This window comes from Glaciecola sp. HA4-3, from assembly GCF_055693685.1.
The window spans coordinates 2,350,932-2,367,725 of record NZ_CM146340.1 but is presented as its reverse complement, the minus strand read 5'-3'; the positions used below and the strand labels follow the sequence as shown (position 1 = coordinate 2,367,725).

Genomic DNA, 16,794 nt, shown 5'->3' with positions numbered 1-16,794 from the left:
GCACACGCAGCTTAGAAAGCCTGCGCCGTTTAATATTTTCATACTAATCCGTTAGCTGCCGCACACGCAGCTTAGAAAAGTGTGACATTCACGCTTAGCACAGTAGCAATGTTAGCTGCCGCACACGCAGCTTAGAAACTGACGGGTTTACAGCAGATTGGAAAACTAAAGTTAGCTGCCGCACACGCAGCTTAGAAAATAAAAACGCGTTTGAGTTTTGGTCGGACGCCGTTAGCTGCCGCACACGCAGCTTAGAAATGTAGTACCTGAACTCTATTTAAAACAATTTGGTTAGCTGCCGCACACGCAGCTTAGAAATTGAGGTAAGCCTTGATTGTGCCAAGAGTTCCGTTAGCTGCCGCACACGCAGCTTAGAAAACCAGTAGCCAGAAAATCTCCAATACGCTCTTGTTAGCTGCCGCACACGCAGCTTAGAAAATAGTGCAACAGTTGTAAACAGGTTACCAACAGTTAGCTGCCGCACACGCAGCTTAGAAATGACGGATACAGAACATTAAGCAATATTGCACGTTAGCTGCCGCACACGCAGCTTAGAAAATGATCTTGTGATATTTTTAACCAATCAATATGTTAGCTGCCGCACACGCAGCTTAGAAAATCATCATTGCGAGTGAAGTCAATGTACTTAGGTTAGCTGCCGCACACGCAGCTTAGAAAATCACTACTACAAGATAAGAGAAAGGTAGTTAGTTAGCTGCCGCACACGCAGCTTAGAAATTTGACATTCCCCGTCAGCAGTGACCCTACCAGTTAGCTGCCGCACACGCAGCTTAGAAAGCCATGGAAAAACTAGAAGCCAAAAGCGAAACGTTAGCTGCCGCACACGCAGCTTAGAAATCATTATGAACTTCGGCTTGGCTTCGACTGCTGTTAGCTGCCGCACACGCAGCTTAGAAATTTGTTAAAAGGTGGCAGTCCCAATGATATTAGTTAGCTGCCGCACACGCAGCTTAGAAAAATTGAAAACAATCAACAACTAACTTCTAAACGTTAGCTGCCGCACACGCAGCTTAGAAAATTTGGGCGCGGAATATTATCTACATCAAAATGTTAGCTGCCGCACACGCAGCTTAGAAATCAAGCAAACCAATGCTTTTATCGCGACACTCGTTAGCTGCCGCACACGCAGCTTAGAAATTCTAAAAATTGGTCTACGCTATTTACATTGCGTTAGCTGCCGCACACGCAGCTTAGAAATGTAGCTGATACCGCGTTACTGCTTGCCGATGGTTAGCTGCCGCACACGCAGCTTAGAAAACAAGTTACAAACAATTAGACCGCGTACTTAAGTTAGCTGCCGCACACGCAGCTTAGAAATCTTCGGAGGGGTTTTTTATAAGGGGTTTTTTGTTAGCTGCCGCACACGCAGCTTAGAAAGTGTAACAGTGACAACTAGAAACGAAGTTTGAGTAAACTCCTTGATAATGTAGCTTTATTTCCACCAAAACACTTCGCCGATATCTACTTTAAATAGTCTGGCAATTCGAAAGGCTGTCTCTAATGAAGGAGAGTAGCGGCATTGCTCGATAGCCGCTACGGTCTGACGCGTCACACCTATTAATTCCCCAAGTTCAGATTGTGTTATGCCTTTGGCTTCTCGGAGTGTCTTTACGCAGTTGTTAATTGGAAATGCTTTGGCCATTACAACAGCACCGTTCGATTCAAATATATGTGTAAACTATATTCTACCAAATGACTAATGATAAGGCTGGCAAAGCAAATATAAAAAAGAAGTCCGCCACTGTTTGTTACTAAAAAAATACCCAAGCCTAAAAGCACACCAAGTGCTAAACAGTAAGACGATATGTAGCCAGCTCTTTGTGTGACTAACTTATTACGCTCGTCTTCTTTTGCATTAGCATCTTTTGGGTTGGCAATAGCTGCCACAGTATGTCCAGCAATAGCAATAACGACCGTAATGATTGTGAATATAACCAAGGTAGGGACGTTGGGTGAAGGAATAGCATCAGTAGCGCTATATATGCTAAGTAGTGTACCAAAGTAAAATAGACTAGCGCCAAGAAGTGAAAGTAGCATGACCCAAGCTGATTTTTCTTGAAATGTCATAATGAATCCCAATGTTAAAAATATTTAACATGAAGTATAGTCATTGTGATGTAGTAATGTCAAATATTTTTAACATGTAACGTTGTTTAAAGATACTTGTAGGTATTGTGAGCTTGTAGTAAATATTATTGATTAGGAATTTGAGAAATAGATTAACTTAGAGAAGTGGTGGCCCGTCCCTGACTTGAACAGGGGACCTACCGATTATGAGTCGGGTGCTCTAACCAACTGAGCTAACGGGCCATTGCTAGGTTTAACAAAGCGGTGCGCAGTATAAATAGTTTTTAAACTAATGTCACCCGCGTTTTTTAAATTTTCAGGCAATTCCTTACTATTTTCGCCTAAGTTGTTGCTTAAATTAAAGTTTGCCGACTAATTGCCGTCAAATATAGGCAAGTTAGCAAATGTTTGCTATGTTTAATAAGTATAAACTATGAAATGTAGTGGTCTGCTCAACTAGGGCAGATGAATTTGTTAATGGGTTTTTGCGAAACTAATTGGGTGAAAGGTACAAACCAGAATGAAAGAAGATCCGTACATTTTAAGTGGTAGAAACACTATTATACACAAGATGCGAAAAGTCGATTTGTTAGTGGTAAACAGTCGTCAAGACCCTGTGCTTATGGTTGTGCATAACGGTATTGAAGAATACACAGGCAAAGTACCTGAAAATAAACTTGAAGCAAAGCGAATGGATGTTTGTTTGGTCGATATTGCGTCGGGCGATAATTTCGGTGATTATAAAAGCCTTCTGTTTGTGCAAACACTTAATAATAAAGAGTTTAAAGTTGATTATTCCAAAAAAGGAACGCCATATTTTATTACAGTTCACCAAGAGAGTACTTTCTAACCTACGGTACTCTTTATCTTTGTTGCTTGGTCTTGTCTTCTTTATATCGATTTTTGCACTTTCAACCTACATTGCCAACCACTTTAGCTTAGCAATTCCTCCTGCCATTATTGGCATTTTAAGCGTGTTCACACTATGCGTTATTTTATCTCGCGTGCCAGTATTTCTTCGTATTGCAGGCCAACCACTTTTACAATACATGGGACTATTTTTTATTCCCGCTATTGTGGGCTTGCTTAACTACCTTGAGCTGCTTAAAGCAAATGCACTAGCATTGATGTTGGCAATAGTGTTAACCACCGTTATTAGTCTTGTTGCTTGTGCTTACTTAAGTGCACTATTATTGAAAGCGTTCTCGTCAAACGTGACAAATCGCGCAAACAACAATGAACATTGATTACTATCTTGTAAGCGGCATTTGGTTAATGGCTACGCTGTTTGTGTACTTGCTTTGTGTGAAAGGCTATCAATATTCAGGACAGTTGCCCTTGCTGCATCCTTTAATCACTAGCTTCGCAGTTTTAGGGCTTCTATTATGGCTGTTTTCGACTGACGTAAAATCATTTCAAGCTCATACAAGTTTATATAGCTACTTGCTTGGCCCAGCAACAGTTGCGTTATCTTTGCCTTTATATTCGCAGCTTAAAGTGTTGTTAGAGGCAAATTGGCGTGTGCTAATCCCTATATTAATCGCATCAACTCTTGCTCCATTAATAGCATGGTCAACCTTATATTTTTTAGAAGCGCCTTTGGACTTGCAGCTTACCATGCTAGTTAAATCAATTACGACACCACTGGCGATGGATACCGCTGAAATTATTGGTGGTGTTCCGGCGCTTGCGGCAATTATCGTAATTAGCACAGGCATTGTGGGTGCTGTATTTGGCCCAGTATTATTTGCTTTTTTAAAAATAGATAATGATGCGGCTCAAGGAGTAGCGCTAGGTGCTGTTGCACACGCAATTGGCACTGCAAAGGCGGTTGAAATTTCAGAGCGTTGTTTGGCGTTTGCTACACTTGCATTATGTGTCAATGGTCTTGTCACTTCGATTGTTTTACCTATATTGTTTTCTTAGTTAAAGTTCCTTATAAATTATCCGATTACCTGACTAAGATATAAACCTATTTTAGGAACAAACAAATATGCTATCGGTGTTAATTTGTGACGATTCTTTAGTTGCCCGTAAACAGGTTGCTAAATGTTTGCCACAAGATTTTGAAGCGGCTATTCATTTTGCTAAGCATGGCGAGGATGCGCTGACGAACATTGCAGATGGCAAGGGAGATTTGCTTCTATTAGATCTCAACATGCCGGTATTAGATGGCTATGGCACCTTAGAGCAAATAAAAGCTAAAAACTATCATACTCGTACAATTGTAATTTCAGGTGATATTCAACCTGAAGCGAAAAAGAGAGTGCTTGAATTAGGCGCGATTGATTTTATTCAAAAACCCGTTAGCGCTGAAGAACTCGCCCAAGCACTTGAAAAACACAATTTTATCCAAAGCGAAGCGGTCAGTGACGAGCCATCCCATGAACTTGATGAAATAGTAAGAGACTGTTACCAAGAAGTAGTCAATGTAGCAATGGGGCAAGCAGGTGACCACCTTGCTAGGATCATGAACGTTTTTGTCCAATTACCCATTCCAAATGTAAACCTTATAGAAGTGTCAGAATTGCATATGATGCTAAGTGATCTTGACGATAACGATACAACATCGGGTGTATGCCAAGGCTTTTTAGGTGACGGCATAAGTGGCGAAGCATTATTTATTCTAAGTGATTCTAGCTTTAGTGAAGTGGCAAAAATATTAAATCTACAAGGAGAGGTAGATGACCAAGCTCAGCTAGAAGTGCTGATGGATGCAGCCTCGCTTATGATTGGTACATGTTTGACGGGTATTGCAAGTCAGCTTGATATGCATTTTAGACAAGGGCATCCCGTAGTGTTAGGGCAGCATCAAAGTGTTCAAGAGCTCATAAAAGCGAATAAAAATAGTTGGCGTAAAACACTGGCCATTGAAATTTCGTATGGTATCGAGGGTTTTGAAGTAAAGTGCGATTTAGTGCTGCTTTTTACCGAAGAGTCAATGGATATGATGAACGCAAAGTTAGCGCATATACTTGAGGATTAAGATGAGCAACAACGAAAAAAACCAAGTATTAGATGAAATATTAGAATTTCATTGGATGGCTGACATGATACAAACAGTAGATGTGGGCATTGTTGTATTGAATAAGAATTTAGAAGTGAAAGTATGGAATGGGTTTATGGAAGCTCATTCTGGCTTGTTGCCTTCAGATGTAAAAGATAGACCCTTGTGTGATATCTTCAGTGAGATCAAAGGTGACTGGTTAAGAACAAAGTGTTACCCAGTTTTTGAACTAAAAACTCGTGCTTTTGTGACATGGGAGCAGCGCCCCTACTTATTTAAATTTAGAAACTACCGTCCTATCACAAGTAATGCCCCTTTTATGTATCAAAATATCGTGTTTAGTCCCTTAGTATCAGCAACTGGAAAAGTCGATAACGTATGCATGATGGTATACGACATGACAGACGCTGCATCGGCTAAAAAGCATTTATTGTCATTACAAGTCAAGGAAAACGAGAATCAAGAGCTCAATAGATCCAACTAGTGCTCTAATATTAGCAATTATTAAGATATCCAGTTCGAGATCATGACCTTGGTACAAGAATTGCTTTATTGAGTACATGTTTGAATGGATGATTATTGATTGTAAATGCTGCAAACCTTACACCTTAAAAAAACCTCAAAGAAACAAGGCGATGGGGCGTACCATGTGCTTAACCAAATACTGACGGCTCGTATGATATACAAAATTTTGACGTTAGCCTTATGTCTATCTTTGTTATCGGCGTGCGGTGTTGGAAGTAGCGATTCGGCATCCGATTTTCAACCCATTAGAGTCAATGCTGGTAACAATATCAGCGTTGATGAAACTCAAAGCATAAGTGTTACTGGTGGTGCAACCGGTGGTAATGGCGCATATACTTATGTTTGGTCTTCTCAAGCGGGTTTGACAATTCAACAAGAAGATCAAAGCTCTCCTAATGCAGTGATCACAGCGCCAATTGCAAGGTCATTGCTAGAATATGCATTAACTTTGACCGTTACCGATGAGCAAGGCTCAACAGGCGCAAACACTATCACCGTCACTGTTAATCCAATCAACGCTTTACCTGTTTCATCTATTAGTATTAACCAAATAGCGGGGTATGAAGCTACAAGATTTCCAATGTTAAGCGCGATCAATCTTGATGGAAGCGCTAGCGTTGACCCCGATGCCTTACCTTCTGAGTCCCCGATTGCTGCTTACTTATGGCAACAAATTGCAGGTGTCAATTTACTTGCCGGACAAGATGTTAATCAATCCAGCCTAAGTATTGTTGCGCCAACGTTAGAAACATCTTCTGCCATTACGATGCGCCTAACCGTGACAGATCAAGAACAAGCTACGGCTTCTAGTGATATTTCATTCACGGTATTAGCGCAAAGTGACACGATTCCTAACGTCACCATTACACCAATACGCACATTATATTCTGGTGAAGTAGCAGCATTAAAAGCCACGCCAATGAGTAGCTCTGAAAATGCTAGCCCATTTACCGGAACTTGGTCATCAAGTGATGCTATTGATATTGAAAACCCCGTTTTGCTAAATACGTCCTTTATTGCACCAAGTGTTGCGCAAGACAGCAATCTTCAAATAGATTTAGCACTAAGCGATAGCTTTCGAAATACAATCAGTGCCAGTGCAGATTTTAAGGTAATAAGCCCTAGGCAACGGTCCATTAATGACACAGGCGTAACCAGATACCTTGATGCTGGAGGGCTTCGCGACAGTTTGCCTTTGGAATATATAGGTCAAGACGCTCAACTTGGCGCCGATAGACAGTTCATCTCAGATGCAGTCAATAAAGTAGGTGCTGGTGTAAAAGGGTTTGATTTCTCAGAGTTAGACAACAACGGCGATTTGGTAACAAACGAAGATCAAATGGTTGGCTGTATCAGAGATAACGTCAATGGCCTAATTTGGCAAGCGAAACAAGCTGAAAACCCTAATGATTTGTCGTATGTGAATCAAACGTTTACTTGGTTCCAAGAAGATGAAAACGGGAATATTGAAGGTAGCTTGAATCTGCAAAGTGAATCATGCGAAGTCACAAATCAGCAGTGTAATACCAATGACTACTTGTTAGAAATAAATACTCAAGGCATGTGTGGCTTTTTTGATTGGCGCCTTCCTACCGTATTTGAATTGTTGTCGTTAATTCATTATGGACAAAACACGCCGCCATTAGTAGACCAATCTGTTTTTGTAAACTGGGGCATGCCGACTATGGGAGAACTGTGGTATTGGACGTCACAAACTAGTGCCGATGGTGTAAGTGAAGATGAAGCGCAGAATGCCTGGGCGGTAGATATTTATTCTGGTTCAGATGGTTTTTTGCGTAAAGATACACAAAGGCATGTAATTTTAGTGAGGGCAGGGCAATGATTCAGTGTATTAAAAAGGTCTTTTTAACATTTGTATTGTGTCTTTTTGGCCCTATGTTGTTGGCTCAAGAGTCTTCATCGATATGTCCTGCGAATATCCCGACAACCACCCCTGATAGCGATTTTCAAGTGCAGGCAAATGGAGAAGTATTACACATACCATCACAACTTATTTTTATGCGATGCACTTATGGTCAGCAATATCTCAATGGAATTTGCCAAGGTGAAGCTGCTCAATTGACATGGCAAGAGGCCTTAGCAATTAGTCAAACAATGCTTGTTGATAATAAGCATTTATGGCGTGTACCAAATATGAAAGAACTTAGCTTAATTACAGAAAGGGCATGTGTAAGGCCGTCTATTAATCAAAATGCATTTGTATCGACAGTCTCAGATGCATATTGGAGCTCTACTCCGGTTATTCAAACACCTGAGCAAGTTTGGGCGGTAACCTTTACCAATGGAAGCAACCAACGTTTTTCAATACAGCAGTCTTTGTATGTCCGCTTAGTGCGAGATAATGTCGAACCTTAGTAATTGCTTGGTTTGTGATTGCTTATATAAAGGTTTCAATTAAGGTATTTAGATAACGTTGACCTAAACTTGTAACTTGCCATGCTGAGTCTTTATAGGTTAGAAGCCCTTTATCAATTTGTTGCTGCAAAAGCTTATTTTCCTTAAGGCTTAATGGCCTGCCACTAAAACGCTCAAAATCGTCAAAAGCGCAGGATTCGATTAAACGAAATCGATTCATAAAGAATTCAAAACATAGGTCACTATCTTCGACCTTATTCGTATCACTTAAATACGACCTAGTTAAGTCCATATATCCTTTAGGATGTTTGATTTTTTGGGTACGAGTGATTGTATGCTCATCATTAGTAATTTTGCCATGGGCGCCACAACCTATACCAACATAATCACCATAGCGCCAATAATTAAGGTTATGTTGGCATTCATGTCCGGCTTTTGCATAAGCTGAGACTTCATATTGTTGGTATCCAGACGCTTTTAGTTTTGCTTGTCCTTGTTCTTGAATATCCCATAAAACGTCATCATCTGGCAGCGTTGGAGGTCTAGAATAAAACAAGGTATTAGGTTCAATAGTTAGCTGATACCACGATAAATGAGGAGCTTGCAAATTGATTGCAGACTCAAGATCTTGTATTGCGTTATCTAACGATTGTTCTGGTAGGCCATGCATAATGTCGGTGTTATACGAGCGCAAATTTAGATTATTGGCATAGTTAATGGCATTAAAAGCCTGTTGGCTATCATGAATACGGCCTAAAATTTTTAAATGTTTACTTTGAAAGCTTTGAATACCGATTGATATACGATTAATTCCTGCTTGTTGATAGCCTCTAAAACGTTGTGCTTCAACAGTGCCGGGATTTGCTTCCATTGTAATTTCGGCATCTGCACTAAGATGAATTCTTTCCTTAATTCCCGTTAATAATTTTGCCATAGCCTCAGGGCTAAAAACACTCGGTGTTCCTCCACCTATAAACACACTGCTGAATTGGCGTTGTTGCAGACCAAAGTGGGTAATATCGTGATCAAGATCAGCTAAAAGATGAGCAATGTATTCGCTTTCGGGCAGGGAACCTTTAATTGCATGAGAGTTAAAGTCACAATATGGACAAGTCTGTACGCACCATGGAATATGAACATATAGTGAAATTGGAAGCATAGTAGGCTAAGAAAAAGAATCGTTTAATATAGCTTCTAGCAAGGGCGCTAGTGCTTTTCCTCGGTGACTAATACCGTTTTTTAGCTCTTTATCGAGTTGCGCGGCTGTTTTAGCGTATTCATTGACATAAAATATTGGGTCATATCCAAAGCCACCTTCACCATAAGGGGATTTAGTGATTTCTCCATGCCAATAGCCCTCGCTTATGATAGGGGTTGGGTCGTTTGCATGACGCATAAAAACCAGTACGCATACAAATTTAGCTTTGCGATTTTCTTGCTGACCTAAGCTTGAAAGCACTTTGTTATTGTTGGCTTGATTGTCACCATGTGTACCGGCGTACCTAGCAGAGTAAATGCCTTGGTTCGCCATTTAGGGCATCTATCACCAATCCGCTGTCATCTGCTATGGCGGGTAAGCCTGTGAGTTCACACGCATGGCGCGCTTTAATAATGGCATTTTCAACAAATGTTGTACCGGTTTCTTCAACATCAGGCACTTGATAATCGCTTTGCGGTACAATATTAATAGCATGCTGCTCAAACAATAATGCAAATTCTTTTACTTTACCCGCGTTACCTGTTGCTAGGACTATTTTATTCACAAAGTTTCTCTCTGATTCAGTGTTGATAGACAGCGGCTATTTTGATTTCTTATTGATTTTCTTTTGTTTTCGCTTAGCCATACGTTTCGTCTTAGGTGCTTTTTTCTTTTTCAACGAAGGTGGCTTATTTGTTGGTTTTAGCTGCCCTATCACCCGAGCTTTAAATGTTTCTTTGGTGTACCTAGCGACTTTACCCACCCAAACATAATCGTGAGCTTCAATTAAAGATACAGCAATACCTTTTTTGCCAGCACGACCAGTGCGTCCAATTCTATGCACGTATACGTCAGTTCCACGAGGCATGTCATAATTAATCACATGTGATACATCGGGCACGTCAATACCGCGAGCAGCGACATCAGTAGCAACCAGAATATTGGTATGACCTTCTTTAAACGAGGCTAATGCGGCAATCCGTTTGTCTTGCGGCATCTCACCTTGCAAGTATGTGACCTGAAAGCCTTGGTTGATAAGTTGATCTTTTACTTGATGTAATCGTTCTCGCGTCTTCACAAAAACAATACAAGACTCTATTTCATTTTGTAAATAATACTGCAATAGGGCATCTTTGTGCGCTCTATCATCACATAAATGATACCACTGAAGCGTTTTTGCTTTTTCTTTGCGCGAGGCATCGGCATTGTGTTCTACCGGGTCCTTTAGAATATCACGAGCAAAGTTCATCACGCCTCTGCCTTCAAGGGTTGCTGAAAACAGCATGGTTTGCTTGCGCCATTTAGCTTCACTTGCAATTTGATTAACAACTGCGCTAAATCCCATATCCAACATACGATCGGCTTCGTCCAAAATTAACGATTCGATGTCTCTACAATCAAACGTTTCATTTTGAATATGTTCTAAAAGTCGTCCAGAGGTGGCAACCAAAATATCTACTTTGTTGGTAAGTGTTTCTTTATCGGTCCCATAGTTGATACCACCTGTGATTACACCTGTTTTTAGTTCAGTGTATTTACACAATTGTGTGGCTTGTTCATAGACTTGGTATGCCAGTTCTCGTGTTGGCACCAATACCAGTGAACGAGCTGAGGTTTTCTTTCTGTTGGGGTAATCTAGCAAAAACTGGCAAACCGGCAGAATAAATGCGGCTGTTTTACCTGTGCCGGTGGGCGCACTAGCAAGGATGTCTAATCCTTCCATAGCATCAGGAATCACCTGCTGCTGAATATTGGTTGGTTTGCTATACCCTAAGTCAACTACTGCGTTGACTAGCTCGTCATCAAGCTCTAATTCTGAGAAACTATTCAAGTCTATACCTTGTTACACATATTTAAGAGAAAGCCCATAAATATCGATTAAAAAAAGCGTCCAGTGCAACTGGCCATCTACATCTATTCTACTCTATAAGAGACCTTAATAGAATTGAACTATCTATAATTTTGCGCTTTGTCTTATTCGTGCTAATTTACGTGTAATTAAACAGATAAAAATCTGTGCTCGTGCCCCCAAGTGGACATGATTTTCTTTAAACTAATAATGATAAGTATTAATACAGTGTATTTAGACTACTACGGCCTTGATGATAATCCATTTTCAATAGCGCCTAATCCAGACTATTTGTTTTTGAGCAAGCAACACAAACAGGCGCTTGCACACTTGCGTTTTGGCTTAAATGAAAGTGGTGGTTTTGTGATGTTAACCGGAGAAGTAGGCACCGGTAAAACAACGGTATCACGAAAATTGATGCAAGATTTAGATGACGATACACAAATGGCAGTGATATTAAATCCAACTTTATCTGCATTAGAGTTACTTGCTACTGTGTGTGATGAGTTAGGTTTACAATACGAATCTAATACCGCGACCTTAAAAACATATACGGATATAATTTTACGTAAGTTAGCCGAAAATCACGAAAATCAAATTAATACGGTTTTATTAATTGATGAAGCGCAGCACTTGTTACCAGAAGTCCTCGAGCAGTTGCGCCTGCTCACAAACTTAGAAACTAACCGCCAAAAGCTATTGAAAGTAGTCTTAATTGGGCAACCTGAATTACAGTTATTACTTAGACGAAATGAACTTAGACAACTTGCCCAACGTGTAACAGCCAGATATCACCTCTTGCCGTTAACCGAACAAGAGTTAACACAATATGCCGAGCATAGATGGTCGGTTGCTGGTGGTCATTCATTTTGTATGAGTAAAGGTGCACTTGCAGAATTGTTTATGATAAGTGCTGGGATACCTAGGGTCATTAATTTATTGTGTGACCGGGCTTTTAGCCTTGGGTATTCAATGCAAAAACCAATTATTGATCACCAAATAATGGTATCAGCTAGTTATCAAATACTAGGGGATGATATTGTTAAACAGCGTCAATCTGACAAATGGCGCCCCATCATAGTAAAAGTAGGTGTTTTTTCCTTATTGTTAGGTGCCATGTTGGCAGGGAGCCTATATGCATAAGCAAGTGCTAATCGCAGAACTAATACCCGGTATGATGGTAACAAAAATAGTCGAACAAAACGGGCCTGTAAAAATCAGAAAAGTAGGCATGATTCGTTCACCTGAGATGGTGAAGGGCTTGCAAGAAATGGGCGTGATTAAGCTTGAAATTGATACCACCCAAAGTGTGCTGGTTGATGATAGTGCACTAATATATTCTGAGGATGATGTACCAGAGCTAACCGCAACCCAGCGTTTGGTTGCCAATAATAACGATAGTGAAAAACAGTTCGGGCATAAACAGCCTCATCGTTCGTTGTTTTTACCAAGCGCAGAGCAAATGCCAACAAAATGGCAATTATATGGTAAAACATATGGCGCTGTAGGTATGTCGGCTGTGTTATGTTTTATCCTAGGGTTTGTAATTGTTCGTAGTGGATATTTAATATTAGAAAACGACTTGACGAATGATTCATTAGTGATTGATAAAATCGAGCAAAGTAGTAAAGCTCAGCCTGATACCTTAATTGCGTCAAACGATAATACTCTTGAAGTAAAAGAAAATGAAAATATTGAGGGTGATGATGCTGATAGTAGCAACTTATCAGTACCTAAATTAGATGTTCAAGCAGCAACTGGTAATGACAACACGCAAGATGTATCTAACCTAACGCAGTTAAATGACCAAACTAGCGATACGCAAAATCTCATTGAGCAAACTAGCAGCAATAAGGTTAATGATAACAATATTACTGCACAGCAAACACTTAACAGCATAAGTGTTGATACCAATGTACAAGATATCAATGGTATCGTACTGGAAGAGGGGCAGGTAGTACTTGGCTATCAAGCTTCAGACTCATCCAATAACGAGCTTGATAAGCAAAATGATGATGCTGCAGACCAAGAAAGTACGCTTGAAAATACAAATGCGTTAGACCAAACCATTGCATCAAGCAATAATGATTTGCTGCTGCAAATTGCAATTGAGGCGGCAAGAGAAATCGATGCTCGAGAACAAGCGCCGCAGGTCATTCCTAATGAGCGTGAATATGATGAGAATTATCCACCCTTGGAAGCACTTAGCCCAGCCTTGCTAACGCAGTTACCGGGCATACGCTTTAGTGTTCATATGTTTTCTGTTACGCCGCGCAATAGTTGGGTAAGAGTAAATGGTAAACGAATGAGTGAAGGCGACAGAATTGCGCCTGAATTGTTTATCAAGCTCATTCGTGAAGAAAGTGTTGTGCTTGAGTTTAGAGGTGAAGCATTTACCATGAAAAAATTATCGGACTGGTGATAGAGCCTGCTTCAAAAAGTTTGGTAGGTTGCTGTCAAATTCATCGGGTGTGACACACGAAACTATCGCAATTTCTTCTTGTCGATTTAAATTAATCCGCTGACTTTCAAATTCATCTTGATGTTGAGTGGCGTTGTAAAGAGTCATTACAATCGGTTTAAGAGGGGCATTTTTGTTTCGCTTTACCACCAATGCAATGTCTTCATTAGATAAATGTACGACCGAACCAACAGGGAATAGGCCAATAGACTGTATAAATTCGATGACAAGATCTGGGTCATGACTGCGGTCGCACTCTAAAGAATTCAATGCATTCTGTGCTGAACTTGAACTTCGATATGGCCTTTCAGACACCATCGCATCATAAGCATCAACAATAGCAGCCATTTGCGCATATTCACTGATTTGGCTTGCGGTTTTTCCTTTAGGATAACCACTGCCATCGATTCTTTCGTGATGATTACTCATAATATCTATAACAATTTCTGGTAAATCGCCATACCGTTCGGCAACTTCAATACCGATATCAACATGCGTTTGCATCAACTTTTGATCAACGCCAGTGTATTCACCTGTTTTACTAAGTAAATCTTTAGGTAAAAGTGCCATGCCTGAATCCATTATAAGACCAGCCATAGTCATATCTTCTATTTGGGCTTGACTAAATTCTTTATGTTTGGCGAACATACACAATAAAATCGAACAATCCAAAGCGTGCTCGATCAGATAATCATTCGATTCTTTTAACATGACCAAAAACGAAAGTGCATCGGGATTTTCAAAAGCAGAGTCGATTATTTCTTGAGAAAGGTCGTTAAGGGCATCAAAATCAGGTGCTTTTCCACTTCGTAGTGTAGTAACAAATTTTGCCTGTAATTCTCTAGCTTCTGTGTAGAGTTTGTCGGCTTTAGCAAGCGCATCAGCGTGAGCCGCGATTGATTCACTCAAAGTCTGGCCGGACTTCTCAAACTCTAATCGTTCAGGTACTTGTACTGCTTCACTTGCCAATAACGCAAGTGCTTCAGGTTTGCTTTTTGTAGTACTAATTTCAAGTGATTGAACTCCGCGGCTAGCTAGTGCGTCAATCGTCGCTTGGGATTTGATGATCCCGCGACTTTTCACCACCAAATTATTATCTGATTGTGTTATTTGATTGACGAAAAGGCCAACTCTTAGTTCAGCGATTGAGATAATTTTTGTCATATTTTTAATATTAGAAGATAAACAAAGACCACAAATGTCTATCAATAATGTTCTTATTGATTGCTTTATAGGTTCTTTATCGACTAGTTATGCATTAAGTTAAAGCCAAATATGTCGTTTTTCTTCAAAAGCTTTTATATTTTCACTCAATTCTAGTGTTTGCCCTATTGCATCAAGGCCCTTAAGTAGGTTGTGCTTATGGTGCGCCGCAATATCAAATTGGAAGTTTAGCTCATCACACACGACTGTCTGTTCGACCAAGTTAAGTGTTATCTGAGTTTTAGGATCGTCCGATAACTTGTTAATTAACAAATCGATTTCTTGATTAGATAACGTTACTAACAAAAGTTGGTTATTTAAGCCATTTCCGTAAAAGATATCAGCAAAACTCGTGGCAATGATAGCGTCAAAACCAAAGTCAGCTAATGCCCAAGGAGCATGTTCTCGACTTGAACCACACCCAAAATTCTCCCGAGTAATTAGTATATTTGCTCCTTTATATTTGGGTTCATTAAGGACAAATTCAGGATTCTCTTTTTTTCAGGGCCCGGTAAGTAGCGCCAATCATGAAAAAGGTTAATGCCATATCCTTTGCGCGTGATCCCCGTTAGAAATTGCTTTGGTATAATCTGGTCGGTATCTACATTAGCTTGATCCAGTGGTAATGCAGTGCCACTAATAATATTAACTTTTGACATTATTGTTCTCCCGCGTTCGTTTGTGTCGCAAATTTTCTAACATCGACAAAGTGACCAGCTATTGCTGCTGCGGCCGCCATCTGAGGACTGACTAAATGCGTACGAGCGCCTCTTCCTTGCCGTCCTTCAAAATTACGGTTACTTGTTGAAGCGCATCGATCGCCTGTGGCTAAAATGTCGTCGTTCATACCTAAGCACATTGAGCAACCGGGTAATCGCCATTCAAACCCTGCCGACACAAAAATATCGTCTAAGTGCTCTTGTTCCGCTTGCTCTTTAACTTCAACTGAACCAGGCACTACGATAGCACTGACTCCTTGGGCTACTTTGCCTAGTTTAGCGATTTTAGCAGCGGCTCTTAAATCTTCTATTCGGCTATTTGTGCACGAACCGATAAAAACATGACTAATCGGAATGTCACTTAGATTTGCACCAGGTGACAAATCCATATATTCAAGTGCTTTACGCGCGGAGTTTTGATCGACCGGGTCTACGCTAGATTCTGGTGTAGGAATACACTGATTGATTCCGACAACTTGACTAGGGTTAGTTCCCCACGTTACTTGTGGTTCAATGTCTTCAGCACGCAGCTTTACCACTCTATCAAATGACGCATCGGCATCTGAATGCAAAGTTTGCCAATAGCTAAGCGCCTTATTCCAATGGTCATTGCTAGGCGCAAATTCTTTGCCTTTAATATATTCGAATGTTTTGTTATCTGGTGCAATTAAACCCGCCTTAGCGCCTGCTTCGATACTCATATTACATATTGTCATGCGCTCTTCCATCGACAATGCGCTAATTGCACTTCCGCAATACTCAATCACATGGCCGGTAGCACCCGCATGACCAATTTCTCCAATTATGGCTAAAATGATGTCTTTAGCGGTTACACCCATACCTAATTTACCGTTAACTTCGACTTTCATGCTTTTAGCTAAGGATTGCTTTAAGGTCTGCGTGGCAAGCACATGCTCAACTTGCGAGGTACCAATACCAAACGCCAAGGCACCAAAAGCGCCATGCGTGGCAGTGTGGGAATCACCGCACACAACGGTCATGCCTGGCTGAATAAGACCAAGTTGAGGACCTATTACATGCACTATTCCTTGGTTCTTGTGTCCCACAGGATAGAGTTTAATGCCATATTGTGCGCAATTGCTGGCTAGAGTATTTAGTTGCAGTTCATTTTGAGGACCACAAGCATCAAGTGCCAATGAGCGGGTTGAGATGCTATGGTCCATAGTGCCAAAAGTCAAATCAGGCCTGCGGACTTTACGATTTTTCTCAGCCAGTCCAGCAAAGGCTTGTGGTGTTGTGACTTCATGAATTAAATGCCTATCAATATAAAGTAATAAGTCATCTCCAACCTTATCGACTAAGTGTTCGTTAATCAGTTTTTGATAAAGAGTAAGAGGCATAATGTAT

15 protein-coding genes, 1 tRNA gene, 2 pseudogenes and 1 CRISPR repeat array (1 of these 19 cut by a window edge) are annotated in these 16,794 nt (G+C 40.5%); of the genes and pseudogenes, 9 read left to right on the top strand and 9 right to left on the bottom strand.

From position 1 onward, the window contains the following. Positions 1-1,398: direct repeats of the CRISPR family, unit length 28 nt; unit sequence GTTAGCTGCCGCACACGCAGCTTAGAAA (it extends 969 nt beyond the left edge of the window). Positions 1,399-1,453: 55 nt separating this feature from the next. The 3 genes from ACZ1G6_RS11315 to ACZ1G6_RS11305 form a co-directional block, all read right to left on the bottom strand. Next, positions 1,454-1,663: a helix-turn-helix transcriptional regulator gene (locus ACZ1G6_RS11315; RefSeq protein ID WP_472616389.1), complete on the bottom strand. Its 210-nt coding sequence runs from the start codon at positions 1,661-1,663 to the stop codon at positions 1,454-1,456. Continuing rightward, entirely contained in the window at positions 1,663-2,088 is a 426-nt protein-coding gene (locus ACZ1G6_RS11310) for a hypothetical protein (RefSeq protein ID WP_472616388.1), read from the bottom strand. Before ACZ1G6_RS11310 ends, ACZ1G6_RS11315 begins: the two co-directional genes overlap by 1 nt. Before the next feature lie 166 nt (positions 2,089-2,254). Continuing rightward, positions 2,255-2,331: transfer RNA gene (locus ACZ1G6_RS11305), tRNA-Ile, on the bottom strand. A 277-nt stretch (positions 2,332-2,608) separates the two neighbouring features. Between ACZ1G6_RS11305 and ACZ1G6_RS11300 the strand changes: the two genes are divergently transcribed. The 7 genes from ACZ1G6_RS11300 to ACZ1G6_RS11270 all read left to right on the top strand — a co-directional run bounded on the left by ACZ1G6_RS11300 (position 2,609) and on the right by ACZ1G6_RS11270 (position 7,996). Beyond that, positions 2,609-2,938, top strand: a complete 330-nt coding sequence (locus tag ACZ1G6_RS11300; RefSeq protein WP_472616387.1) for a hypothetical protein — start codon at positions 2,609-2,611, stop codon at positions 2,936-2,938. A gap of 19 nt (positions 2,939-2,957) precedes the next feature. After that, positions 2,958-3,335 carry a CidA/LrgA family protein gene (locus ACZ1G6_RS11295; RefSeq protein WP_472616386.1) on the top strand — a complete coding sequence of 126 codons (378 nt, stop codon included), beginning with the start codon at positions 2,958-2,960 and terminating at the stop codon, positions 3,333-3,335. Beyond that, a complete protein-coding gene (locus tag ACZ1G6_RS11290; RefSeq protein WP_472616385.1) occupies positions 3,325-4,014 on the top strand; it encodes an LrgB family protein in 690 nt (229 codons plus the stop codon). The genes ACZ1G6_RS11295 and ACZ1G6_RS11290 overlap by 11 nt, the downstream gene beginning before the upstream one ends. Positions 4,015-4,081: 67 nt before the next feature. Beyond that, the gene (locus ACZ1G6_RS11285) at positions 4,082-5,074 is read left to right on the top strand and encodes a response regulator (protein ID WP_472616384.1); all 993 of its coding nucleotides are present in this window, start codon (positions 4,082-4,084) and stop codon (positions 5,072-5,074) included. A 1-nt stretch (position 5,075) separates the two neighbouring features. Then, positions 5,076-5,579, top strand: coding sequence for a PAS domain-containing protein (locus ACZ1G6_RS11280; protein ID WP_472616383.1), 504 nt, complete (start codon positions 5,076-5,078; stop codon positions 5,577-5,579). A gap of 165 nt (positions 5,580-5,744) precedes the next feature. Then, positions 5,745-7,463 carry an Lcl C-terminal domain-containing protein gene (locus ACZ1G6_RS11275; protein WP_472616382.1) on the top strand — a complete coding sequence of 573 codons (1,719 nt, stop codon included), beginning with the start codon at positions 5,745-5,747 and terminating at the stop codon, positions 7,461-7,463. Next, on the top strand, positions 7,460-7,996 hold the full coding sequence (locus tag ACZ1G6_RS11270; protein WP_472616381.1) for an Lcl C-terminal domain-containing protein: 537 nt from the start codon (positions 7,460-7,462) through the stop codon (positions 7,994-7,996). Before ACZ1G6_RS11275 ends, ACZ1G6_RS11270 begins: the two co-directional genes overlap by 4 nt. Before the next feature lie 22 nt (positions 7,997-8,018). Here ACZ1G6_RS11270 and hemW read toward each other — a convergent pair whose 3' ends face one another. The 3 genes and pseudogenes from hemW to srmB form a co-directional block, all read right to left on the bottom strand. Next, on the bottom strand, positions 8,019-9,155 hold the full coding sequence (gene hemW / locus ACZ1G6_RS11265; RefSeq protein ID WP_472616380.1) for a radical SAM family heme chaperone HemW: 1,137 nt from the start codon (positions 9,153-9,155) through the stop codon (positions 8,019-8,021). A 6-nt stretch (positions 9,156-9,161) separates the two neighbouring features. After that, positions 9,162-9,759 (bottom strand): annotated as a pseudogene (locus ACZ1G6_RS11260) (XTP/dITP diphosphatase). Positions 9,760-9,795: 36 nt separating this feature from the next. Next, a complete protein-coding gene (gene srmB / locus ACZ1G6_RS11255; RefSeq protein WP_472616379.1) occupies positions 9,796-11,025 on the bottom strand; it encodes an ATP-dependent RNA helicase SrmB in 1,230 nt (409 codons plus the stop codon). 246 nt (positions 11,026-11,271) lie between these two features. Here srmB and ACZ1G6_RS11250 point away from each other — a divergent pair, with 246 nt between their 5' ends. Further along, complete coding sequence (locus tag ACZ1G6_RS11250; protein WP_472618979.1) at positions 11,272-12,186, top strand: ExeA family protein; 915 nt, start codon at positions 11,272-11,274, stop codon at positions 12,184-12,186. Further along, the gene (locus ACZ1G6_RS11245) at positions 12,179-13,465 is read left to right on the top strand and encodes a general secretion pathway protein GspB (protein WP_472616378.1); all 1,287 of its coding nucleotides are present in this window, start codon (positions 12,179-12,181) and stop codon (positions 13,463-13,465) included. Before ACZ1G6_RS11250 ends, ACZ1G6_RS11245 begins: the two co-directional genes overlap by 8 nt. Here ACZ1G6_RS11245 and ACZ1G6_RS11240 read toward each other — a convergent pair. The 3 genes and pseudogenes from ACZ1G6_RS11240 to leuC all read right to left on the bottom strand — a co-directional run bounded on the left by ACZ1G6_RS11240 (position 13,451) and on the right by leuC (position 16,787). After that, on the bottom strand, positions 13,451-14,668 hold the full coding sequence (locus tag ACZ1G6_RS11240) for an HD-GYP domain-containing protein (RefSeq protein ID WP_472616377.1): 1,218 nt from the start codon (positions 14,666-14,668) through the stop codon (positions 13,451-13,453). The two genes, ACZ1G6_RS11245 and ACZ1G6_RS11240, sit on opposite strands and share 15 nt — an antisense overlap. 99 nt (positions 14,669-14,767) lie before the next feature. Continuing rightward, positions 14,768-15,366, bottom strand: a pseudogene (leuD, locus tag ACZ1G6_RS11235) (3-isopropylmalate dehydratase small subunit). Next, positions 15,366-16,787 carry a 3-isopropylmalate dehydratase large subunit gene (gene leuC / locus ACZ1G6_RS11230; protein WP_472616376.1) on the bottom strand — a complete coding sequence of 474 codons (1,422 nt, stop codon included), beginning with the start codon at positions 16,785-16,787 and terminating at the stop codon, positions 15,366-15,368. The pseudogene leuD and the gene leuC overlap by 1 nt, the downstream one beginning before the upstream one ends. Positions 16,788-16,794: the final 7 nt, after the last annotated feature.